The organism is Mycobacterium sp. IDUB_28 (genome assembly GCF_055419285.1).
The window spans coordinates 334,586-357,197 of the sequence record NZ_JBVAXK010000004.1 but is presented as its reverse complement, the minus strand read 5'-3'; the positions used below and the strand labels follow the sequence as shown (position 1 = coordinate 357,197).

General features: G+C 64.8%; 19 protein-coding genes and 3 tRNA genes. 15 read left to right on the top strand and 7 right to left on the bottom strand.

The window, feature by feature from the left end:
* The first annotated feature begins 21 nt into the window (after positions 1–21).
* From ACZYZ9_RS11065 to ACZYZ9_RS11050, 4 genes are all read left to right on the top strand, one after another.
* Positions 22–960: an AAA family ATPase gene (locus ACZYZ9_RS11065; protein WP_463826299.1), complete on the top strand. Its 939-nt coding sequence runs from the start codon at positions 22–24 to the stop codon at positions 958–960.
* Positions 957–2,417, top strand: a complete 1,461-nt coding sequence (locus ACZYZ9_RS11060) for an SAVED domain-containing protein (protein WP_463826298.1) — start codon at positions 957–959, stop codon at positions 2,415–2,417. Before ACZYZ9_RS11065 ends, ACZYZ9_RS11060 begins: the two co-directional genes overlap by 4 nt.
* Before the next feature lie 376 nt (positions 2,418–2,793).
* On the top strand, positions 2,794–5,001 hold the full coding sequence (locus ACZYZ9_RS11055; RefSeq protein WP_463826297.1) for an AAA family ATPase: 2,208 nt from the start codon (positions 2,794–2,796) through the stop codon (positions 4,999–5,001).
* A complete protein-coding gene (locus tag ACZYZ9_RS11050) occupies positions 4,998–6,875 on the top strand; it encodes a UvrD-helicase domain-containing protein (RefSeq protein ID WP_463826296.1) in 1,878 nt (625 codons plus the stop codon). Before ACZYZ9_RS11055 ends, ACZYZ9_RS11050 begins: the two co-directional genes overlap by 4 nt.
* A gap of 370 nt (positions 6,876–7,245) precedes the next feature.
* On the opposite strand, the gene ACZYZ9_RS11045 is transcribed toward ACZYZ9_RS11050, so the two are convergent.
* Positions 7,246–7,328: transfer RNA gene (locus ACZYZ9_RS11045), tRNA-Leu, on the bottom strand.
* 224 nt (positions 7,329–7,552) lie between these two features.
* Between ACZYZ9_RS11045 and ACZYZ9_RS11040 the strand changes: the two genes are divergently transcribed.
* From ACZYZ9_RS11040 to pknB, 7 genes are all read left to right on the top strand, one after another.
* Complete coding sequence (locus ACZYZ9_RS11040) at positions 7,553–9,235, top strand: DUF3662 and FHA domain-containing protein (RefSeq protein ID WP_463826295.1); 1,683 nt, start codon at positions 7,553–7,555, stop codon at positions 9,233–9,235.
* Between the two features lie 123 nt (positions 9,236–9,358).
* Positions 9,359–9,826 (top strand): FHA domain-containing protein FhaB/FipA, encoded by a 468-nt coding sequence (locus ACZYZ9_RS11035; protein WP_463826294.1) that lies wholly within the window; start codon positions 9,359–9,361, stop codon positions 9,824–9,826.
* Positions 9,823–11,325 (top strand): PP2C family protein-serine/threonine phosphatase, encoded by a 1,503-nt coding sequence (locus tag ACZYZ9_RS11030; RefSeq protein WP_463826293.1) that lies wholly within the window; start codon positions 9,823–9,825, stop codon positions 11,323–11,325. Before ACZYZ9_RS11035 ends, ACZYZ9_RS11030 begins: the two co-directional genes overlap by 4 nt.
* A complete protein-coding gene (locus tag ACZYZ9_RS11025; RefSeq protein ID WP_463826292.1) occupies positions 11,322–12,734 on the top strand; it encodes an FtsW/RodA/SpoVE family cell cycle protein in 1,413 nt (470 codons plus the stop codon). Before ACZYZ9_RS11030 ends, ACZYZ9_RS11025 begins: the two co-directional genes overlap by 4 nt.
* Entirely contained in the window at positions 12,731–14,209 is a 1,479-nt protein-coding gene (gene pbpA / locus ACZYZ9_RS11020) for a D,D-transpeptidase PbpA (RefSeq protein WP_463826291.1), read from the top strand. The genes ACZYZ9_RS11025 and pbpA overlap by 4 nt, the downstream gene beginning before the upstream one ends.
* Positions 14,206–15,429 carry a serine/threonine-protein kinase gene (locus ACZYZ9_RS11015; protein WP_463826290.1) on the top strand — a complete coding sequence of 408 codons (1,224 nt, stop codon included), beginning with the start codon at positions 14,206–14,208 and terminating at the stop codon, positions 15,427–15,429. Before pbpA ends, ACZYZ9_RS11015 begins: the two co-directional genes overlap by 4 nt.
* The gene (gene pknB / locus ACZYZ9_RS11010) at positions 15,426–17,306 is read left to right on the top strand and encodes a Stk1 family PASTA domain-containing Ser/Thr kinase (protein WP_463826289.1); all 1,881 of its coding nucleotides are present in this window, start codon (positions 15,426–15,428) and stop codon (positions 17,304–17,306) included. Before ACZYZ9_RS11015 ends, pknB begins: the two co-directional genes overlap by 4 nt.
* On the opposite strand, the gene ACZYZ9_RS11005 is transcribed toward pknB, so the two are convergent.
* Both ACZYZ9_RS11005 and ACZYZ9_RS11000 read right to left on the bottom strand, forming a co-directional pair.
* Positions 17,284–17,985, bottom strand: a complete 702-nt coding sequence (locus ACZYZ9_RS11005; protein ID WP_463826288.1) for an aminodeoxychorismate/anthranilate synthase component II — start codon at positions 17,983–17,985, stop codon at positions 17,284–17,286. The genes pknB and ACZYZ9_RS11005 overlap by 23 nt on opposite strands.
* Positions 17,986–18,019: 34 nt before the next feature.
* Positions 18,020–18,775, bottom strand: coding sequence for a DUF881 domain-containing protein (locus ACZYZ9_RS11000; RefSeq protein WP_463826287.1), 756 nt, complete (start codon positions 18,773–18,775; stop codon positions 18,020–18,022).
* Between the two features lie 154 nt (positions 18,776–18,929).
* Here ACZYZ9_RS11000 and crgA point away from each other — a divergent pair, with 154 nt between their 5' ends.
* Together crgA and ACZYZ9_RS10990 are read left to right on the top strand one after the other, a co-directional pair.
* A complete protein-coding gene (gene crgA / locus ACZYZ9_RS10995) occupies positions 18,930–19,211 on the top strand; it encodes a cell division protein CrgA (RefSeq protein WP_418013974.1) in 282 nt (93 codons plus the stop codon).
* 156 nt (positions 19,212–19,367) lie between these two features.
* Positions 19,368–19,787 carry a PH domain-containing protein gene (locus ACZYZ9_RS10990; RefSeq protein ID WP_463826286.1) on the top strand — a complete coding sequence of 140 codons (420 nt, stop codon included), beginning with the start codon at positions 19,368–19,370 and terminating at the stop codon, positions 19,785–19,787.
* A 73-nt stretch (positions 19,788–19,860) separates the two neighbouring features.
* Here ACZYZ9_RS10990 and ACZYZ9_RS10985 read toward each other — a convergent pair whose 3' ends face one another.
* Complete coding sequence (locus tag ACZYZ9_RS10985) at positions 19,861–20,406, bottom strand: peptidylprolyl isomerase (protein WP_463826431.1); 546 nt, start codon at positions 20,404–20,406, stop codon at positions 19,861–19,863.
* A gap of 118 nt (positions 20,407–20,524) precedes the next feature.
* Here ACZYZ9_RS10985 and cwsA point away from each other — a divergent pair, with 118 nt between their 5' ends.
* Together cwsA and ACZYZ9_RS10975 are read left to right on the top strand one after the other, a co-directional pair.
* On the top strand, positions 20,525–20,953 hold the full coding sequence (gene cwsA / locus ACZYZ9_RS10980) for a cell wall synthesis protein CwsA (RefSeq protein WP_463826285.1): 429 nt from the start codon (positions 20,525–20,527) through the stop codon (positions 20,951–20,953).
* Between the two features lie 39 nt (positions 20,954–20,992).
* Positions 20,993–21,346: a VOC family protein gene (locus ACZYZ9_RS10975; protein WP_463826284.1), complete on the top strand. Its 354-nt coding sequence runs from the start codon at positions 20,993–20,995 to the stop codon at positions 21,344–21,346.
* Positions 21,347–21,386: 40 nt separating this feature from the next.
* On the opposite strand, the gene ACZYZ9_RS10970 is transcribed toward ACZYZ9_RS10975, so the two are convergent.
* The 3 genes from ACZYZ9_RS10970 to ACZYZ9_RS10960 all read right to left on the bottom strand — a co-directional run bounded on the left by ACZYZ9_RS10970 (position 21,387) and on the right by ACZYZ9_RS10960 (position 22,607).
* A tRNA-Ala gene (locus ACZYZ9_RS10970) sits at positions 21,387–21,459 on the bottom strand.
* A 151-nt stretch (positions 21,460–21,610) separates the two neighbouring features.
* Positions 21,611–21,684 (bottom strand) — tRNA-Ile (locus tag ACZYZ9_RS10965).
* A 65-nt stretch (positions 21,685–21,749) separates the two neighbouring features.
* Entirely contained in the window at positions 21,750–22,607 is an 858-nt protein-coding gene (locus ACZYZ9_RS10960; protein WP_463826283.1) for a DUF3566 domain-containing protein, read from the bottom strand.
* Positions 22,608–22,612 lie beyond the last annotated feature (5 nt).

Below are 22,612 nucleotides of genomic sequence, written 5' to 3'. Positions count from 1 at the left end.
AATACGAAGGAGGTCACTCAGGTGACCAGCAGCAATGAGCTCTTCCATCCCGTCATTTCCTTGCCCGAACCCGTCCGTCTGGACCGGTACAACCGGCTTATCGGCCTCGATGATGTGAAACAGCGCCTCCGGAAGGAGGCGTCGATACTCGCCGACCCCACTGTGCTAACTCGTTGGGCCACAACGCATCACTGCCATATCGAGCCCCACCACCCTGCATTCGCGCTGCTACGTGACCGCGCTCCGCTACTGCTGTTCGCTGGCGACGTCGGGTGCGGGAAGTCCGCGCTCGCCGAGAGCTTCGGCTGCGATCTCGCCGCCTTTCTCGACGTGGAGGTGAACCTGTATCGGCTGAAACTTTCGGCTCGCGGCACCGGACACGTGGGCGAGATGACTGCTCTCATTAGCGAGGCCTTGGACAAGGTCGGCACAGAGGCCCGGCTCGGCCGATCGACCGACGGCAAACTGCGTGCCGTCACCATCCTGGTAGTTGATGAAGCCGACGCGCTTGTGCAATCGCGCGAGGCAAGCCAGATGCACCATGAAGACCGCGCTGGCGTCGATGCTTTTCTAGCCGGCATCGACGGATTCGCCAGCAGCGACATACCGCTGCTGATCGTTATGTGCACCAATCGCCTCGCCGCGATCGACCCCGCGGTCAAGCGACGGGCGGCTCAAATTTTCGTCTTCGATCGCCCGAACGAAGAGCAGCGCCGTCATGTTCTCACGAGCGCATTCACTGGGTTCGATCTCGCAGAAGATACGATCGAAAAGCTGGTGATCGCTACGGGAGAACGCCAAGACCGGCCGGGCTTCACCTATTCGGACCTGACCCAGCGTCTTGTGCCGACCGTAATCATTGCGGCATACCCAGACTCGCCGATCACAGCGGACCTCGTCATCACGGTGGCCGAAGACCTCCCCCCGTCGCCCGCCTTCAGTGACGTAGCCGCGTTGTGAGCATTCCAGCGCACGGCGCCATCGTCCGCGGTGACGACTACCACTACGCGATCGGCCTCTACCGAGCTGCACAGGTACTCACCGACGCCACCTACGAGTCAGTCAGCGTCGAGGACGCCAATGGCGGCGCCTTCGACGACATCGTCCTGCGAGCAACGGACTCCTCGGGAGGCCCGCATGAGTATGACCAGGTGAAGTCCGGTGTGTACCTGGAAGCCGCAATCGATAACGACTGGCTCCTCAAACAGCGAACCGAGCGCGGCAAAAGCCCTCTGCAGCACTTTTATGCCACTTGGGAGAGTCTGACCGCGCAAGGAAGGCCGTTCGTTCTGCGGTTGATGTCGAACAAGAACTTCGATCATGCCGATCCTGTTCTCAAATGCATCAGCGGTACAACCAACCGAATCCCTCGGGAGAAGCTCGACAACCTCGGGCCGCGCTCAACCGGAGGGAAGCGCCTCAAGGAGTGGGCCAGCCATCTCGACATCACTGTGGTCGATCTAAAGAACTTCCTGACGGCCATCGACTTCGTGCGCGCCGAAGCCGAGTCCTCATGGCGAGATCGGGCTGGCGCGAAGCTGCGCAACGCCGGGTTCCGTGGTGATTCAGACGCCGTCACGCTCGGAGTCGACATCGTCCGGACATGGGTCAAGGAAGGCGCAGGAATCCGCACCCGGGCCGACCTTCAGCGCGAACTGACCGCGAGGAACCTGCTGGCCCGTGAAGGTGAACTCGTTTTAGCAGTCAACGCCATCGACCGCTCTGCCCTCTCGACCGCCGCAAACGCCACCATCGACATCCTGGACTTGTACGAGGGAGACGACCCGTTCAATCGCCGACAGCTCAAGGACCCCTCGGCATGGACCGAACGGGTCTTGCCCGCTCTTAAGGCCGCGAAGACAAGCCTAGAACCGTTCGGAACAAAGAACCTGCATATCGAGGCGAACATGCGCCTGTCGATGTACTTCGCGGTGGGCCGGACGTTTCCTTCCGTTGGAAACTGGGTGCTGTCTTCGACGCAGCACGGCACACTGTGGTCAACCGCTGTCCAACACAAGCCGGCGGAGTTGCACCTGCTTGCTGCAGCCGACCTCGGTCTCGGTGCTGACCTCGCCGTCGCGATCGGCTTGACCTACGACCCCACCGAGGACGTCAGAGGCTATATCAAGCAGTCCGGCCTACCCGTCGGAAAGCTAATAACGGTATCCACACCGTCGGGGCCAGGCCGCAGTTCGGTACCGGGACCCGAGTGGAGCGTCGACTGGGCAAGAAAGGCAAGGGATCTCGCCCGATCCGAGGTTAGAGAGTTGCGGGCGCTGCGTGTGCACCTGTTTATGTCGGCGCCGGCTGGCGTGGCGCTGTTCCTCGGCCACGATTGGAATCTAATGCCCGACACTGCGCTCTACGACCACGTGAAGGACGACGAGTACATCGCGACGATGACGCTTCCCGGCTGAGAGGCGGAGCTGCCACCAGGCTGACCAACGGCGCATGCCGCTGTAGAGCGCCTTCTCGCTGGCACACCCCTCGGTTGATCCGAATCCACGATCCCGCGCCGGCGACGCTGTACAAGCCGGTAGGGTCTCATTTCGTTCACCAGCTAAGCACGTGCTTGATTGTGGGGGTCAACGTGCCGTGCGTACTGACTTCGCCTCAGGGGGTCAACTCAGTGCTCGCCATGCGGAGCTACTGCAGGACCAGGCGGTGGCGCTGGGGAGGGGCAGAAATCCGACCATCATCGTGTGCTCTTTTTTGCCCGCAGGGGTCGCCGCCTTGCTCCGCTAGCGGTACTCGAGGTTCACAGCGACTGGCTCGGCCGAGCCAAATTTGGAGATGGTTGTGCAGATCAAATGCTTCCGTGCCACAAACTTTCGGCGCCTCAAGGAGGTGCTAGTCCACCTAGACCCGGAACGAACGATCTTCGTCGGCGCGAACAATAGCGGCAAGACATCGGCCACCCAACTGTTTCAGATGTTTCTAGGTCAACCACGGGTGCCGTTCCAGGTTTACGACTTTACTGGCGATTGCTGGGAGCAGTTCAGCTCTTTCCAACCTTCCACAGGAAACCCCGACACCGACTTCCCTCAGATTACCTTCGACCTCTGGTTCGACGTTGACGATGACAACCTGCATCGCGTGCTGAATATCCTTCCTAGTCTCGACTGGGCAGGAGAACCGGTCGGCGTCCGTATGACCTACGCGCCCCGCGATGGCCAACAACTCGTTAGCAACTACATTGAGGCCCGCGCGAAAGCGGAAAGGGAAATCGGAGAAAACGCGAGTGCATATAAGCCCTGGCCGCAGACCATGCTGGATTACTTGACCAAACGGTTGCCTCAAGAATACGAGATCAAATATTTTGTTCTGGATTTCAATCGTCATGACGACGACTTTCGACCCGACGACGGCTACGAACCATTTTTCATGGGAACGCACAGCAGTGGGGCTGCGAAAGTTATCGACTCGATCGTGCGGGTTGACTTCCTCAACGCCCAGCGTCATTTGTCCGACGTCGATTCCCGGGGCCGCAGCGAAGATCTCTCCAAACGGATGAGCCGGTTCTACGAGCGGAATCTGCAAAAACTAGAGAATGATCTGGATGCGCTGGCGGCGATCGCCGATTCCGAAGAAAAGTTAAACGCACATTTCGCTGATGTCTTCGGTCCGACACTGGATCGCCTAGGCGAACTCGGTTATCCGGGCGTGACCAACCCAGGTCTAGTTCTCAAGGCTTCCTTCGACGCACACAACATTCTCAACACAAGTGCCAAGATCCATTACTCTCTTGCCGGGCAAACCGGCCCACAGACCCCCGATCAGACACTGCCCGATCAGTACAATGGTCTGGGCTTCAAAAACCTCATCTATATGGTGGTCGAAGTACTTGATTTCCATCAAACGTGGGCCGACGCCGAGATGGACCGCCCTCCAGTTCATCTGGTGGTGATCGAAGAGCCCGAGGTTCACCTTCACGCGCAGCTACAGCAAGTCTTCATCCGCAAGATATTGCAGATTCTTCCCGCTCCCGAAACCGGCTTCGATACGCAATTGGTCGTCACCACGCACTCGCCGCACATAATCTATGAGAGCAATTTCACGCCGATCCGGTACTTCTGCCGGTCATCCTCGCCGAACGGTCTACACCTCACCGACGTGAAAAACCTTTCGACGTTTCATCAGAATGAGGAGCAGGCGACTCGCGAATTCCTCCAGCAGTACATTAAGCTCACTCACTGCGACCTATTCTTCGCGGATGCAGCTGTCTTAGTTGAAGGCAACGTTGAGCGTCTAATTCTGCCCGCAGTGATCGAGCGATTCGTGCCTGCCTTGCGCTCACGCCACTTGACGATTCTTGAAGTTGGCGGTGCCTTCGCGCATCGATTCGAGAATCTTGTTGCGTTCCTAGGCCTCCCGACCCTCGTCATCACCGACCTTGATAGCGTTGTGCCGCCGACTTCGCCTCACGAAGATCAGGAGCAGGACGAGGAAGACAGTGACGCGAATGGGGCAGCGTGCATGGTCGATACACCTGGCGCCTTGTCGTCCAATCAGACGCTTCGACAATGGCTTCCGAAGTTGGACACGATTGATGACCTATTGGCTGCCGATGAGGACGCCAAGGCACCCCTCGGACCAGGGGGATCGGTCGGTCTGGTGCGCGTGGCATTTCAGACCTTGCAACCGGTGTCGTGGCAGACAGAGACGGAAGAGCGCGTCGGACGCACCCTAGAAGAGGCTTTCGCACTGCAGAACCTCGAATGGACGCAAAGTGCTGCCGGAAAGACTCTGGGTCTTAAGATTCCGAAAGCAATTGATCTATCGATCTCGCAGTTACACGCCAAACTCTTCAACCGCGTCAAAAGTCCGAGTTTCGATAAGACACGATTTGCCATAGGTGTCATCGCCACAGTCGACCGCCCGTGGACGGCGCCTGCCTACATCGTTGAGGGTTTGGAGTGGCTACGGGCGAAGCTCGAAGTCCCAATCCCAATCACGAACGATGCCGTCGGCGATGCGGCACAACCCACGGTCACGCAATGACCTCGAGACTCGACGCGCCGGACACCGAGGCAGACCGCCAGATCCGAGAAATACTTGATCTCGACCACGCCGTCGGCTTCTGTGTCATCGCAGGCGCTGGCTCCGGCAAGACGACCTCTCTGGTCAAAGCGCTCGCTCACATCACCGCGACGCGGGGGCCAACGCTACTTAAGAAGACGCAGCGGGTCGCTTGTATTACCTATACCGAGGTAGCCGCGCAAGAGATCCACGCCGATCTCGGCAACGATCCGCTGGCCTCTGTGTCCACCATTCATAGCTTTCTGTGGGCCTTGGTGCGGCCGTTTCAGAAGGACATAGGTCTGTGGGTACTGGGACGAATCGCGGACCAAATTTCCGAGCTGAAGGACAAACAGGCTAAATACTCCAGCAGAACGCGTCAGACCACAATTGACAAAGACTCAGCCGACCTCGAGAGGCGGCTCAACCAAAAGAATGCAGTGCCGAGCGTGTTGCACTGGACCTACGGCGTAGGCAGCGACTACACCCGTGGCGTCCTTGGGCACACCGACATACTCAACATGGTCCCAGAATTGATCCAGTCGCGAGACCTGTTGGCTCGTCTGGTTTTCCGTCAGTTCCCGTATGTGTTCGTCGATGAAAGCCAGGACACCTTCCCGGAAGTAGTGGCCTGCTTGAAACACGTCTGCGCACTTGCGCAGGGTCAGATGTGTCTCGGATTCTTTGGGGATCCGATGCAGCAAATCTATTCGCAAGGCATCGGACGCATCGAGCGAGAACCTGATTGGGGCAACATCGACAAACCGGAGAACTTCCGTTCGTCTCGGCGAGTGCTTGCATGCGTCAACGCAGTGCGAGCCGAAGGCGACGCCGTCCAACAGGTCAGCGGTCGCCCAGATCGGCAGTCCGAAGGTCATACCTTCTGCTTCGTCCTGCCGTCCGACGACCATCGCAGTGAGAACCTTGAGCGGGCCCGCGTCTGGCTCACCGACCACGCTCGTGCTGGCGACTGGACGCGCAGCGCCAGCGAGGGCGGCACGAAAGTGCTCATGATCGCGCACCGCATGGCCGCACGCCGGCTCGGATTCGACGGTCTATATGCGGCATTCAACGACCACGGGTCCAGCAGCCTTTCGGAAACGTTTACCGAAGGCAACGCGTGGCCGCTCACCCCATTCCGCGATGTCATCCTTCCGCTGCATCTGGCTGATACACCTGGTTCGCCAACGGTGCTGGCCACCCTCAAACAGCACAGCCCTAAAATCCGGAACGCACGAACGTCACGCGAACTCAGAACCGCGCTCGCTGAAACCCGCTCAGCGGTAGAGGAACTTAAGGGACTTGCGGGGGATGAGGCGCACGCGACGCTCGGGGAACTCCTCAAGTTTTCCGTTACGCGTGGGCTCCTTGAAGTCGATCCGCGGATGAGCGCCTACCTGGAGCCGGCAGGCGAACACCGAGACGTCGTCCTCGATGAGCGGACGCACCGCGTGCTCGATGCGATGACTCAGTGCACCGTCGATGAGCTCAGCGGCTACTACACCTACGTCAACCAGGAATCTCCCTACTCCACGCAACACGGGTCAAAGGGCGCCGAGTTCGAGCGAGTAGTAGTTGTTCTTGACGACGACGAGGGCAGGTTCAATTTGTACTCGTACGACAAACTCTTCGGCCTGAAACCTCTCTCGGCAACTGACCTCGAAAACCAATCTCAGGGCAAGGACTCGGCGCTCGAACGGACGCGGCGTCTGTTCTACGTCTGCATTTCGCGAGCCAAGGAGTCGCTGGCCATCGTGCTTTTTGCCCAAGACCCCGCGCATGCCGCCGAGGTGATGCGTGCATCCGCAATTGGCTCTCTCGTCGACGTCGTGACGCCACAGCAATTGGGGTGCTGAGCCAAGCCGATCGAACGAGCTTGCAGCACCGACTAGACCTGCCCGGAGTGGCCGCGGGTAAAGCGATCTCGGGCCAAGGACCCGCGTTCGAGGCAAGTCACGTGGAACTACCACCGCGTTTCTCGCGATCGACATGCTGACGGATCAGGAGCTCGGTCATCTGACCCAGCCTTACCGCACCTCGATAGTTGGAAACTCGTTGATAGGAGATGACGATCCCAGAAGAAGGGCCTCAATAAGGGACTCAAGAGTGCACATCCCGGAACCGAAAAATTCGGAGAATCCGGCAACTAACCCCACCCAACACAAAGGTCACGAACCCTTTCGAGTTCGTGACCTTAGCGCTGCGGTTACGTACAACCGCTCACTGTGGGCGAAGGGGGACTTGAACCCCCACGTCCCGAAGGACACTGGCACCTGAAGCCAGCGCGTCTGCCATTCCGCCACTCGCCCGAACAACCGGAGGACCATATCACTCTAGTAGCCGCGCGCCCCAACCGCTCGGCGGGCTCGACCGGCGTCGCCGCGGTAATAAGGTCTCTGATCAGTATCGATGTGATTCCCAGGAATCTCACGGTGCCGCAGCATGGCGGTATCCCGATACGATGACGGCACTCGGCCGAGTCGTTTGCCCTCCGCCGACGATCCCTGGCACAGAGTGAAGCGAGCGCGCAACGATGGGTGGCCAACGCGGGCTAGTTCAGCGCATCGAGCGCAAACTCGAGGCGACCGTCGGTGATGCGTTTGCTCGGGTCTTCGGCGGATCGATTGTGCCGCAAGAGGTGGAGGCGCTGCTGCGGCGCGAAGCGAGCGACGGCGTCCGGTCACTGCAGGGAAATCGCCTTTTGGCACCCAACGAATACATCATTACCCTCAGTGTGCACGACTCGGAGAAGTTGAACGCCGATCCGGATCTCACGTCGAGCGCTTTTGCTCGGTACTTGGCGGACTTTATCCAGGAACAGGGGTGGCAAACGTATGGTGATGTGGTCGTCCGGTTCGAGCATTCCGCGAACCTGCATACAGGCCAGTTCCGCGCCCGCGGGGCTGTCAACCCCGACGTCGAGCCCCGCCCGACGGATACCGATTCCGCCCCGCCACAATCAGATGATGCGTTTGGCGCAGAACCAGGAGTACGACCGATGACTGACAACCCAGGCTACCGCGGTCAGGGGCGGCCCGACGAGTATTACGACGACCGCTACGGACGGCAGGACGACCAGCGCGGTTACCCGCCGGAACAGGGCGGTTACCCACCGCAGCAGGGATACCCGCCGCAGGGCGGGTACGGCCAGCAGGGTGGTTACCCGGACCAGGGCGGCTACGGCCAGCAGGGTGGATACGGCGACCAGGGCGGCTACGGCCAGCAGGGCGGTTACGGCGACCAGGGCGGTTACGGCGACCAGGGCGGTTACGGCCAGCAAGGTGGCTACGGCCAGCAAGGTGGCTACGGCGACCAGGGCGGCTACGGCCAGCAAGGCGGTTACGGCCAGCAGGGTGGCTACGGCGACCAGGGCGGCTACCCGGACCAGGGGCACGGCGGGTACGGCGAGCCGGGCCAGAGCGGCTACGCGCCCACCCACGAAGCTGCGCCACCCGCTACGCCCCAAGGTCCGCCCGGTGGCGGCTACGGCGGTCAGGGCGGCTACGGCCAGGACCAGGGCTACCAGCAGGGTGGGTACGGTCAGCCACCGGGCGGCGGTTACGGCGATTACGGTGACTACGGCCGTGAGCCCGCCCGCCAGGACGCCGGCTACGGCGCCCCGCCGGCTCCGCCGGAGCCGCAGCGCTCGGCCTACCCCGAGGGGGGCGGCTACCAGGACCAGGGCTATCAGCAGGGCGGCGGCTACGGCCGACAGGATTACGACGCCGGGGCCTACACCCAGTACGCCGAAGCCTCGCCGGCCGGATACGCGCCTCAACAGGGCGGTTACGGCGACCCCGCCGGCCGGGACTACGACTACGGCGCTCAGGGCCAGCAGCCGGCCTCCGACTACGGGCAGCCGCCGGCTTCGGACTACGGGCAGGGCGGTGGCTACGGCGGCTACGGGCAGGGCGGTTACGGCTCCGCCGCAGCGCAGGTCACCCTGCAGCTCGATGACGGCAGCGGCCGCACCTATCAGCTTCGCGACGGCTCGAACATCGTCGGGCGCGGCCAGGACGCCCAGTTCCGGCTGCCCGACACCGGGGTTTCCCGCCGGCACCTGGAGATCCGCTGGGACGGTCAGGTCGCATTGCTCTCGGACCTGAATTCGACCAACGGCACCACCGTCAACAACGCACCGGTGCAGGAGTGGCAACTAGCTGACGGCGACGTGATCCGGCTCGGTCACTCCGAGATCATCGTCCGCATCCACTGAGCCACACGCTCACGCTGTCGAGCCTCTCCCCACGGCGACCACCGTCCCAGTATCGTGTCTTTGCTGAGGTGCTCGGTCTCGCGGGCAGGGGGTGGGCAATGCCGGCACGGAAAGGACCGTCAGATGCAGGGGTTGGTACTGCAGCTGTCGCGTGCCGGCTTCCTGATGTTGTTGTGGCTGTTCATCTGGTCGGTGCTGCGGATCCTGCGCACCGATATCTACGCCCCCACCGGAGCGGTCATGGTGCGGCGCGGGCTGGCGTTGCGGGGCAGTCTGCTGTCCCCGCGGCAGCGGCGCGACTCCGCGCGCTACCTGGTCGTGACGGAGGGCGCGCTGACCGGTGCCCGGATCACCCTCAGCGGACAGCCGGTGTTGATCGGACGCGCGGACGATTCGACCCTGGTGTTGACTGACGACTACGCGTCGACGCGGCACGCCAGGCTGTCTCAACGCGGTTCGGAATGGTATGTGGAAGATTTAGGGTCGACGAACGGCACTTACCTTGACAGGGCGAAGGTGACGACTGCGGTACGAGTTCCCATAGGTACGCCGGTTCGGATCGGCAAGACGGCGATCGAGCTGCGCCCGTGACGCTGGTATTGCGCTATGCGGCCCGCAGCGATCGCGGCCTGGTGCGGTCCAACAACGAGGACTCGGTGTATGCCGGTGCACGGTTGTTGGCCCTGGCCGACGGCATGGGCGGGCACGCCGCCGGCGAGGTGGCGTCGCAACTGGTGATCGGCGCGCTGGCGCCATTGGACTACGACGAGCCCGGCGGCGATCTGCTGGCCAAGCTCGACGCCGCGGTTCGCGAGGGCAACTCCGCGATCGCCGCGCAGGTCGAGATGGAACCCGATCTGGAAGGGATGGGGACCACCCTCACCGCGATCCTGTTCGCCGGGGACCGTCTCGGACTGGCCCACATCGGTGACTCGCGCGGCTACCTGTTCCGGGACGGCGAACTGACGCAGATCACCAAAGACGACACGTTCGTGCAGACCCTGGTCGACGAAGGACGCATCACCGCCGAGGAGGCCCACAGCCACCCGCAACGGTCGCTGATCATGCGGGCGCTGACCGGTCACGAGGTGGAGCCGACCCTGACGATGCGCGAAGCCCGCGCCGGTGACCGCTACCTGCTGTGCTCGGACGGTCTGTCCGACCCGGTCAGCAACGAGACCATCGCCGAAGCACTGCAGATCGCCGATGTCGCCGAAAGCGCTTACCGGTTGATCGAACTCGCGTTGCGCGGCGGGGGGCCCGACAACGTCACGGTGGTGGTCGCCGACGTCGTGGACGACGAGTTCGGCCAGACCCAGCCGATCCTGGCCGGCGCGGTGTCCGGCGACAGCGACGAGGACCAGCTGACGCTCCCCAACACCGCGGCCGGCCGCGCATCAGCGATCCGACCCCGCAAAGAGGTCACCAAACGCGTTGCGCCGCAAGCAGAACCGCCGAGCAAGCCGCGCTGGCCGCGGCGCCGGATCATTCTGGCCGCCGTGCTGGCGGTGCTGGTGCTGCTGGCCGGCGTGTTCATCGCCAAGCTCATCATCGGCAACAACTACTACGTCGCCAACGACAACGGCACGGTGGTCATCATGCGGGGGGTCCAGGGATCGCTGCTGGGTATCTCCCTGCACGACACGCACTCGTCGAGCTGCTTGAAAGGCAACGAGATCTCCGAGGCTCCCGCCGGACAGCAGTGCCGGCCGGTGAAGCTGGAGTACCTCAATCCGTCGGCCCGGAAATCGGTGCAGGACGGGATTCTGGCCGACTCGCTGGACGGTGCTCGCCAGAAGCTGCGCGACCTGTCCAAGCAGTTGCTGCCGGAGTGCCCGCAGCAGCGCACGTCGTCGACAGAGCCAACAGCCCCGTCCACCAACAGCAGGGGCACCCCCGAACCCGGCAACGGCTCGACGCCGCCGGCCACCAGCTCCACGGCCCCGTCGACGACTCCGACCACGCCGGCGCAGAGCTCGCTGCCTTCGTCCAGCACCACCCCGGTAGCGCCCGCCCCGCCGTCTCCGCCGGCAACGGAAACCCAGCAACCCTCTCAGACACCAGGCGTGGACTGCCGGGCAGCGGCATGACCACAACGGAATTGCCCGCACCGGTTGCGGTGACTCCTCCGCTGCCGACCCGGCGCAACTCCGAGTTACTGCTGCTGGTGTTCGCCACGGTGATCACCGTCGCCGCGTTGGTGATCGTGGAGACCAACCAGGAGCGCGGCGTGCACTGGGACCTGGTCAGCTACGGGTTGGGCTTCCTGACGCTGTTCATCTTCGCCCACCTGGTTCTCCGGCGTTTCGCGCCGTTCACCGATCCGCTGCTACTGCCGGTGGTCGCGCTGCTCAACGGTCTGGGTCTGGTGATGATCCACCGCCTGGACCTGGTGGATAAAGAGGTGGGCCGGCACGGTCACCCCAGCGCCAATCAGCAGATGCTGTGGACCCTGCTCGGTGTCGTGGCGTTCGCGCTGGTGGTGGCGCTTCTGAAGGACTACCGCCAACTGGCCCGCTACGGCTACATCTGCGGCCTGACGGGTCTGGTCTTCCTGGTCATTCCCGCGCTGCTGCCCAAGTCGCTGTCCGAGCAGAACGGTGCCAAGATCTGGATCCGGCTGCCCGGCTTCTCCATCCAGCCCGCCGAGTTCTCCAAGATTTTGCTGTTGATCTTCTTCGCCGCGGTATTGGTCGCCAAACGCAGCCTGTTCACCAGCGCCGGCAAGCACGTGATGGGGATGAACCTGCCGCGCCCCCGCGACCTGGCCCCACTGCTGGCCGCGTGGGCGATCTCGGTGGGCGTGATGGTCTTCGAAAAGGATCTGGGCACCTCGCTGCTGCTGTACTCGTCGTTTCTGGTGCTCGTCTACCTGGCGACGCAACGGTTCAGCTGGGTGGTGCTCGGGCTGGTGTTGTTCGCGCTCGGCAGTGTGGTCGCCTACTACTCGTTCAGCCACGTCCAGGTGCGGGTCCAGACCTGGCTGGACCCGTTCGCCGATCCCGACGGGGACGGCTACCAGATGGTGCAGGCGCTGTTCAGTTTCGCCACCGGTGGGATCTTCGGCACCGGTCTGGGCAACGGCCAGCCCGACACCGTGCCCGCGGCGTCCACCGACTTCATCATCGCCGCGTTCGGCGAGGAGTTGGGTCTGGTGGGCCTGGCCAGCATTTTGATGCTCTTCACCATCGTCATCATCCGCGGCATGCGCACCGCGATCGCCACTCGTGACAGCTTCGGCAAGCTGCTGGCCGCCGGTCTGGCCTCGACGCTGGCGATTCAGCTGTTCATCGTGGTCGGCGGGGTCACCAAGCTGATTCCGTTGACCGGATTGACCACGCCCTGGATGTCCTACGGCGGGTCGTCGCTGCTGGCCAACTATGTGCTGCTGGCCATCTTGGCCCGCATCTCCGACGGCGCCCGGCGTCCGGTGCGCACCCGTCCCCGCAAGAAGTCGCCGATCGCGGCGGCCAGCACCGAGGTCATCGAGCGCGTATGAACACCTCGCTGCGCCGGATTTCGGTGACCGTGATGGCGCTGATCGTGCTGTTGTTGCTCAACGCCACGATGACGCAGGTCTTCACCGCCGACGGGTTGCGGGCCGACCCGCGCAATCAGCGTGTGCTGCTCGACGAATACTCGCGCCAGCGGGGCCAGATCATCGCGGGCGGCCAATTGCTGGCGTATTCGGTCGCCACCGACAGCCGGTTCCGTTTCCTGCGGGTGTACCCCAACCCCGAGGTGTACGCGCCCGTCACCGGCTTCTACTCGCTGCGCTATTCCAGCGCCGGCCTCGAACGGGCCGAGGATCCGCTGCTCAACGGGTCCGACGAACGGTTGTTCGGCCGGCGGTTGGCTGACTTCTTCACCGGTCGCGACCCGCGCGGCGGCAACGTGGACACCACCATCAACCCGCGTGTGCAGCAGGCCGCCTGGGACGCGATGCGGCAAGGCTGCAGCGGCTCCCCGTGCAAGGGCGCCGTCGTCGCGCTGGAACCCTCGACCGGCAAGATCCTGGCCCTGGTGTCCGCACCGTCTTACGACCCGAACCTGCTGGCGTCGCACAATCCCGACATCCAGGCGCAAGCCTGGCAGCGCCTCCGGGACAGCGCCGACAATCCGCTGGTCAACCGGGCGATCTCGGAGACATACCCGCCCGGTTCCACGTTCAAGGTGATCACCACCGCCGCGGCCCTGGCCGCCGGCACCAGTGAGACCGCGCCGCTGACGGCAGCGGCCAAAATTCCGTTGCCCAACAGCACCGCCACGTTGGAGAACTACGACGGCACCCCGTGTGGGCCAGGTCAGACCGTGCCGCTGAACGAGGCGTTCGCCAAGTCCTGCAACACCGCCTTCGTCCAGCTCGGACTGCTCACCGGCGCCGAGGCGATGCGCAGCGTGTCCCGGGCGTTCGGCCTGGACGACACCCCGGCGCCGATCCCGCTGCAGGTGGCCGAATCGACCGTGGGCCCCATCGCCGATGGTGCCGCGCTGGGCATGACCAGCATCGGGCAGAAGGACGTCGCGCTCACACCGTTGCAGAACGCCGAGGTTGCCGCGGCGATCGCCAACGGCGGCATTTTGATGCGGCCCTACCTGGTAGAAAGCCTCAAGGGACCCGACCTGGCCAACATCAGCAGCACTGCGCCATATCAGCAGCGCCGCGCAGTTTCGCCGCAGGTCGCCGCTAAGCTGGCAGAGCTGATGGTCGGCGCCGAGAAAGTCGCACAGCAGAAAGGGGCCATCCCCGGCGTGCAGATCGCATCGAAGACGGGCACCGCGGAGCACGGCTCCGACCCGCGGAACACGCCACCGCACGCGTGGTACATCGCCTTCGCGCCCGCGCAGGCGCCGAAGATTGCCGTGGCGGTGCTGGTGGAAAACGGTGGTGATCGCCTGTCCGCGACCGGCGGCGCGGTCGCCGCGCCGATTGGACGGGCAGTGATCGAAGCTGCGTTGCAGGGGGGACCATGAGTCCGCGCGTCGGGGTGACGCTGTCGGGTCGTTACCGCCTGCAGCGGCTCATCGCCACCGGCGGCATGGGCCAGGTTTGGGAAGCGGTGGACAGCCGCCTGGGTCGGCGCGTCGCCGTGAAGGTGCTCAAGCAGGAATTCTCACAGGACCCGGAGTTCATCGAACGGTTCCGCTCCGAGGCCCGCACCACTGCGATGCTCAACCATCCCGGTATCGCCCAGGTGCACGACTACGGCGAAAGCCAGCTGGACGGCGAAGGCCGCACCGCCTACCTGGTCATGGAGCTGGTCAACGGTGAACCGTTGAACTCGGTGCTCAAACGCACCGGCCGCCTCTCGCTGCGGCACGCCCTGGACATGCTCGAGCAGACCGGCCGCGCGCTGCAGATCGCGCACACCAACGGTCTGGTGCACCGTGACGTCAAGCCCGGCAACATCCTGATCACCCCTACCGGTCAGGTGAAGATCACCGACTTCGGTATCGCCAAGGCCGTCGACGCCGCACCGGTCACCCAGACCGGCATGGTGATGGGCACCGCCCAGTACATCGCGCCCGAGCAGGCCCTGGGCCACGACGCGACACCGGCCAGTGACGTCTACGCGCTGGGAGTTGTTGGCTACGAAGTGGTTTCGGGCAAAAGGCCGTTCACCGGGGACGGCGCGCTGACCGTGGCGATGAAGCACATCAAGGAGCCGCCGCCACCGTTGCCCAATGATCTGCCGCCCAATGTGCGCGAGCTCATCGAGATCACCCTGGTGAAGAATCCCAGCCAGCGCTACCGCAGCGGGGGACCGTTCGCCGACGCGGTGGCCGCGGTGCGAGCCGGCCGGCGACCACCCCGACCCAGCGCGTCCCCACCGGCCGGCCGGGCCGCCCCGGCGGCGGTCCCGTCGGCCGCCCCGGCGCGGATCGCGCCCGCGTCCTCCACCAGCCGCACCGCCGCGCCACGCCGCTCGCAGGCCACCTCGGGTCGCCGGCCGCCGCCGGCCCGGCGGACGTTCTCCTCCGGCCAGCGGGCGCTGCTGTGGGCGGCCGGGGTACTCGGCGCGCTGGCGATCATCATCGCGGTGCTGATCGTCATTTCGAAGAACGACACCGCACAGCAGCAACAGGTGCCGCCGACGGTGAACAACACCGGAAGCGCGTCGGTCAGTCATTGGACTGACAGTGGGGAAACGGGTATCCCTGGGATGCCGGCTCAATTCGGGACCCCAGGATGACAACCCCTCAGCATCTGTCCGACCGTTACGAACTGGGCGACATCCTCGGCTTCGGAGGTATGTCCGAGGTTCACCTCGCCCGCGACCTGCGGTTGCACCGCGACGTCGCGGTCAAAGTGTTGCGCGCCGACCTCGCTCGCGACCCCAGCTTCTACCTGCGGTTCCGGCGTGAAGCGCAGAATGCCGCCGCGCTCAACCATCCGGCGATCGTCGCGGTGTACGACACCGGCGAGGCAGAGACACCGGCCGGACCGTTGCCGTACATCGTGATGGAGTACGTCGACGGCGTGACCCTGCGCGACATCGTGCACACCGAAGGCCCGATGACGCCCAAGCGGGCCATCGAGGTGATCGCCGACGCCTGCCAGGCGCTGAACTTCAGCCACCAGAACGGCATCATCCACCGCGACGTCAAGCCGGCGAACATCATGATCAGTTCCGCCAACAACGCGGTGAAGGTGATGGACTTCGGCATCGCCCGGGCAATCGCCGACGGCGGCAACAGCGTCACCCAGACCGCCGCGGTGATAGGGACCGCGCAGTACCTGTCGCCCGAGCAGGCCCGCGGCGACCCGGTGGATGCCCGCTCTGATGTGTATTCGCTGGGCTGTGTGCTCTACGAAATGCTCACCGGGGAGCCACCTTTCACCGGTGACTCACCGGTCTCGGTGGCCTACCAGCACGTCCGCGAAGATCCGGTGCCGCCCTCGGAACGGCACGAAGGAGTTTCCGCCGACCTCGATGCCGTCGTGCTCAAAGCCTTGGCCAAGAACCCGGAGAACCGGTATCAGACGGCCGCCGAGATGCGGGCCGACCTGGTCCGGGTGCACAACGGCGAGGCCCCTGAAGCTCCCAAGGTGCTGACCGGCGCCGAGCGCAAGGCATATATGTCCTACTCGGGTCCCAGCCACACCGGACCGCGGACCGACCCGCTGCCCCGGCAGAACTTCGACGAATCCGACAACCGGGGTGCGGGGTCAGTGGGTCGCTGGGTGGCCGCGGTGGCGGTACTGGCGGTGCTCACGATCGTGGTCACCATCGCGATCAACACTTTCGGTGGCAATCCCCGCAACGTCCAGGTTCCCGACGTGCGCGGCCAAGCGTCGGCGGACGCGATCGCCGCGCTGCAGAACAAGGGTTTCAAGACGCGCACCCAACAAAAACCCGACTCGACGATCCTGCCCGACCACGTCATAGGCACCGACCCGATCGCCAACGCCTCGGTGGGCGCGGGCGACGAAATCACCATCAACGTCTCCACCGGTCCCGAGCAGCGCGAGCTGCCCGACGTGTCGTCGCTGACCTACGCCGAAGCGGTCAAGAAGCTCACCGCCGCGGGTTTCAGCAAGTTCAAGGAAGCCAAGGCGCCGTCCGCTGCGGAGCAGGCCGGCAAGGTCATCGGGACCAACCCGCCGGCGAATCAGACGTCGGCGATCACCAACGTGATCACGATCATCATCGGTTCGGGTCCGGAGACCAAGCAGATCCCCGACGTCGCGGGCCAGACGTTGGAGATGGCGCAGAAGAACCTCAGCGTGTACGGCTTTTCGAAGTTCAGTCAGGCGTTGGTGGACAGCACGCGCACCGCCGGCGACGTGATCTCCACCAATCCGCCGGCAGGCACCACGGTCCCCGTCGACTCGGTGATCGAACTGCAGGTATCCAAGGGCAATCAGTTCGTGATGCCGGATCTGTCCGGCATGTTCTGGACGGATGCCGAGCCTCGGTTGCGTGCACTGGGGTGGACCGGGGTGCTGGACAAGGGACCCGACGTCGACGCCGGTGGTCCGCTGCACAACAAGATCGTGGTTCAGAGCCCGTCGGCCGGCAGCGGCGTCAATCGGGACGGCGTGATCACGCTGAAGTTCGGTCAGTGACTCCGGCCGGCCGGGTGGACGGTTCGACCGGGAAGTGCGGCCGCACCGCGGTGGAGACTTCGTTCTCCAAGCGGCGCACCAACGTGTCGTCGCGCACCCAGCCGCAGTAGGCGAGCCAGTTCGCCAGCATCCGGTGACCGCCTTCGGTCAGGATCGACTCCGGGTGGAACTGGACGCCGTGGATGGGCAGACCGGTGTGCCGCACTGCCATGATCACCCCGCTGCGGGTGTGCGCGATGGCCTCCAACTCGGCTGGCAGCGACTCCGGCAGGATGGTCAGCGAGTGATACCGGGTGGCCGTGAACGGATCCGGAAGTCCTTGCAGCACACCGGCATTGGTGTGCAGCACACTGCTGGTCTTGCCATGCAGCAACTCGGGTGCGCGGTCGACGGTGGCACCGAACGCCACCCCGATGGCCTGGTGCCCCAGGCACACCCCGAGCAGGGGCGTGCTGGACTCGGCGCACGCGCGGACCAGGCTGATCGAGGCGCCCGCGCGCTCGGGTGTCCCCGGCCCCGGGCTGAGCAGCACACCGTCGAACTGGGTGGCGACGGCGTTCGCATCGGCCAGGCGCGCGTCGTCGTTGCGCCACACGGCGGCCTCGACGCCCAGCTGGCCCAGATACTGGACCAGGTTGAACACAAAGCTGTCGTAGTTGTCGACGACCAGGATCTGCACCGTGACAGGTTACCGCCCAGGTGCGGTGCTGTTGTCAGTAGCCGATCGGGCCCATCGGCTGCGCATAGTGCAGCCGCACCGGCTCGGCATGGCCGGCGATCTGGACGTCGGCCTTGACTTCCTCGCGGTACCCGAGCCCGAACCGGACCACGTACTGCTTGTAGAGGGTCACCAGGGGAGCGGCGGCCAGCGCCGCCTGCATGGCGGCGGCGTTGCCGATGGCGGTGATGGAATAGGGCGGGCTGTAGGTGCGACCGTTGAGCAGCAGGGTGTTGCCCACGCAGCGGACCACCGACGTGGCGATGATGCGTTGGTCCTGCATCTGGATGGCTTCCGCGCCGGCACTCCACATCGCATTGAGCACCCCGTCGATGTCCTGCTGGTGCACGACGAGGTCGTCCGGGGTGGCGTCCCGCGGGAACCGGCCGTTGGCATCGCGCTGCGCATCGTTGAGGACCACTACCAGGGCGGGGCCGCGCACCGGGTTCATGTCGGCCTCGCCGGCCAGTTCGGCGGCCCGTTGCAACATCGCGCGTAGTGCGGTGTCCGACGACCGGCCGTGTGCGGCGTCGAGCTTGCGGCTCAGCGCTTCGCGTTCGGCGTCCAGTTGACTCACCGAGGACCGGGTTTCACGGACCAGGTCCACCAGCCGCGGCGCGTCGCTACGACGGATTTCCGCACCCCCGGACACCCCGTGCGTCGCGGCCAGCAGCAGCCCGGCCAGCAGACACACCACCGGGACACCGAAGTGCCACAGCGAGCGGCGCTGATCGGATCCCTGTTCGGTCAACGGTGTGTCTCCGGCTCCTGATCGCGGTTCGCGGTGGGTGGTCGCGGATCGCCTTGAGTTAAGGTCGTACCCAAGCTCCGCGCTGCAACCGTAATCGTTGCACCTGTTCCGCATCGTTGCACCTGCTCTGCTCGTTTGACACCAGAGGTAGTAAATGCCCAAGTCCAAGGTCCGCAAGAAGAACGACTTCACCGTCAGCGCGGTGAGCCGTACGCCGGTGAAGGTGAAGGTGGGGCCGTCCAGCGTCTGGTTCGTCGCGCTGTTCATCGGGCTCATGCTGGTGGGGCTGGTCTGGTTGATGGTGTTCCAGTTGGCGGCTTACGGTCCGCAGGCTCCGGCCGCGCTGCACTGGATGGCCGAACTCGGTCCGTGGAACTACGCCATCGCGTTCGCTTTCATGATCACCGGGCTGTTGCTCACGATGCGCTGGCACTGAGCGTTGACTCAGGGGTAATGGCGGGGTGATATGTCGGTCTTGTTAGCGAGCTAGCAACCCCGCCGTTACCCAATCACACGCGTGTGATTCATCCCCACTGTTGATAGCTGCTGTGGATTAATCGTATCCATGGTGGTGAGAGGGCTCCGATAACGCATGCAGCAAACTGAATGGTCGCCGCCCACCGCCGGAATCGCAGCTTGCGGCGTCGGCGGCATGATGTTGGCTATCGCCGCTGTGACGCTGGTCACAGACCCGCCCGGGCGCTTCATCGCCGGGATTGCCGCGCTGGGTCTGCTCGTGTTTGCCGGCGCGTCGTGGCGGGCCCGTCCCAAGCTGGCTATCACCGACGACGCGCTGGTATTGCGCGGCTGGTTGCGCACGCAGCTGTTGCGCCGCGACGCGATCGACATCATCCGGATCACCGAATTCCGCCGACACGGGCGGCGGATGCGGCTGCTGGAGATCGAGACGGTCGGCGGGGGACTGATTGTGCTGTCGCGCTGGGACCTGGGCACCGACCCTTTGGACGTGCTCGACGCCCTCACCGACGCCGGCTGGGCGGGTCACCCTTAGTGCCGAACAGACGCAAAAGCCCCCATTTCGGCACGAAATTAGGGGCTTTTGCGTCTGCTCGGCGGGGGACTGGTCAGGAAATGGTGATGGATTCGATGACGACCGGTTCCAGCGGGCGGTCGTTGCCGTCGGTCGCCGTGGTGGCGATGGTGTCGACGACGCGCTGCGACTCGGGGTCGATGACCTCGCCGTAAATCGTGTGGCGACGGTTCAGGTGCGGGGTCGGGCCCACCGTGATGAAGAACTGTGAGCCGTTGGTGCCCGGCCCGGCGTTGGCCATCGCCAGCAGGTACGGCCGGTCGAACTGCAACTCGGGGTGGAACTCGTCGGCAAACTTGTAGCCCGGACCGCCACGGCCGGTGCCGGTCGGGTCGCCGCCCTGGATCATGAAGCCCTTGATCACCCGGTGGAAGACCGCGCCGTCGTAGAACGGGCCCGACGGGCCGCCGGAGGCGTTCTGCGTCGAGTACTCCTTGGTGCCCTGCGCAAGCCCGACGAAGTTGGCGACGGTCTTGGGCGCGTGGTTGCCGAACAGGGCGACCTTGACGTCTCCCCGGTTGGTGTGCAGCGTGGCGGTGGCGGTCTGAATCGGGTTGGTCACGGGATCACAGTCTGCCACCACACCGCATCCGGCCCGCAGCCGGTGCACCTGCATCCGTTTGAGGTCAGGTACTAGCTCGACGGCGTGGTACCTGATAGGACTCGTAGGATCCGAGCGGCACGGCGAAAGGCGGCAGATGAGTGTGACGGTGGATGCGCGGTTGACTCCGCGCGAGCGACTCACCCGGGGCCTGACCTACTCGACGGTGGGACCGGTCGACGTCACCCGCGGCGTCGTCGGCCTCGGAGCCCAGGGTGCGCGCTCGACGGCCACGGAGCTCCGGCGCCGCTACCGGGAGGGCCGCCTGGCCCGCGAGCTCGCCGCCGCCCAGGAGACGATCGGCCAGGAGCTGGCCGCCGCCCAGGAAGTGGTCGCCAACCTGCCGCAGTTGCTGCAGGATGCCCGCCGCACCCAGCGCCGCAGCAAGAAGCCCTGGGTGATCGCGGGTGCCGCCGGGGTGGCGGTGCTGGCCGCCGGTGGGGTCGCGTTCAGCATCGTGCGCCGCTCGACGCGTCCGGATCCGTCGCCGTTGCCGCCCAGCGTCGATGTGCAACAGCGTCCCTAGGCAGGTGGGTTTCACCTCCGCGCGCGCAGGGAGTCACCGATGACCGGGCACGACGTACGAATGGTCATCTTGGCGACCGACGATCTCGACGAGTCGATCCGGTTCTACACCGAGACGCTGGGGATGGCGTTGAAGTTTCGCGACGGAGCCCACTTCGCGGCGCTGGACGGTGGCTCGGTGACGCTGGCGTTGGCGACCGCGGTGGACCATCCGATTCCGGGCCAGGTTGTCGTCGGGATCAAGACCGCTGACGTCGACGCCGCGGCCAAGGCGGTGGAAGCTGCCGGCGGTGGCATCGTGCAGGGCCCCCACGACGACGCGCACGAGCGGCGTGCCGTGGTCTACGACAACAAGGGCAACGGGCTGGTGTTCTACAGTCCGCTCAACCGCTGACGCCTGCCTCGCATGGCCGGCGATGGTCACGGCCAGTGTGTGGAGCCTAGGGGAATCGAACCCCTGACACCCGCCTTGCAAAGGCGGTGCTCTACCAACTGAGCTAAGGCCCCTCGTGGTGATCGGGTGCGTCATCAGAGGTCGGATCGGGCGCCACGTGCCAGACTTCGACGTCGCGCCGCGCACGGAACACGGCAGCCGCGCCAGCCGCGGCGGCCGCCGCCAGCGCAAACTTCACCCGACGTCTTGACGAACCCATGGTCGTGGGCCTAGGAGGACTCGAACCTCCGACCTCTTCGTTATCAGCGAAGCGCTCTAACCGCCTGAGCTATAGGCCCGTACTGCGCATACGGCCGAGCGACGAGATTACCGCACCGGCCACCCGACACCCAAAACAGGCCAGCTAGTCCCGATCCGCCAGCGTCACTTCGATACCACCGATCAGATCGGTGGTGAGGTTGTAAACGAACGCGGCGATGGTGGACATCGCGGTCATCAGCACGATGTTGACCAAACCGATCAGGACGGCGCCGCCGAAGATGGTGCCGCTGGAGACGAGCTCACCGCTGCTGCCGCTGGTGTTGTTCAGCAGATCGCCGACGTTGCTGTTCAGCTTGGCCCACACGCCCATGCCGCCGAGCACCAGGTACAGGAACGCGACCGCGATCATCCAGACGAAGAACAGCGCCACCGACAGCAGCAGCGACACCTTCAATGTGCTCCACGGGTCGATGCGACGGATCTGCATGCTGGCCCGCACCGGCCCGCGGGCCCGCCGGGACCCGACCGCCACCCGCGACTCCCGCGATTCGCGGCCTTCGCTGCTGGACCGGGTTGTTCCCGACGAGGTGTCCGAGCTCCGCTCGGGAGTGGACTTGCGCGGGGTGGCCCGCGGAATCGGCCCGGACAGATCGGGCAGTTCGCTGGCATATGCCTCTGCAGGGGTGTTGTCGCTACGCACAGCTGGCGCCTCCGGCGGTGAGCCGGTGGTCGGACCCGACCCGCCGGAGATGAAACGATTGAGCCGCGCTTCGGAGCTGCTGGGCGGCCGCACTTCGGTGGGTGGGTCTGCCGCTGGACGCGGTCCCGACTGCGATGACGTCCGCGCCGCTCCGCGCTGCCACGGCGGCGCGTCGCCCGCATCCGGGATGCGGCCGGACCCAGTCGCGGCCCGGTGCGCACCGGCCCGTTCGGTTGAGCCATCCCCGTTCGGCTGGTCGCCCGGACTGGGGGCGCCGCCCGGCTCGTTCGGTGAACTCACCCCGA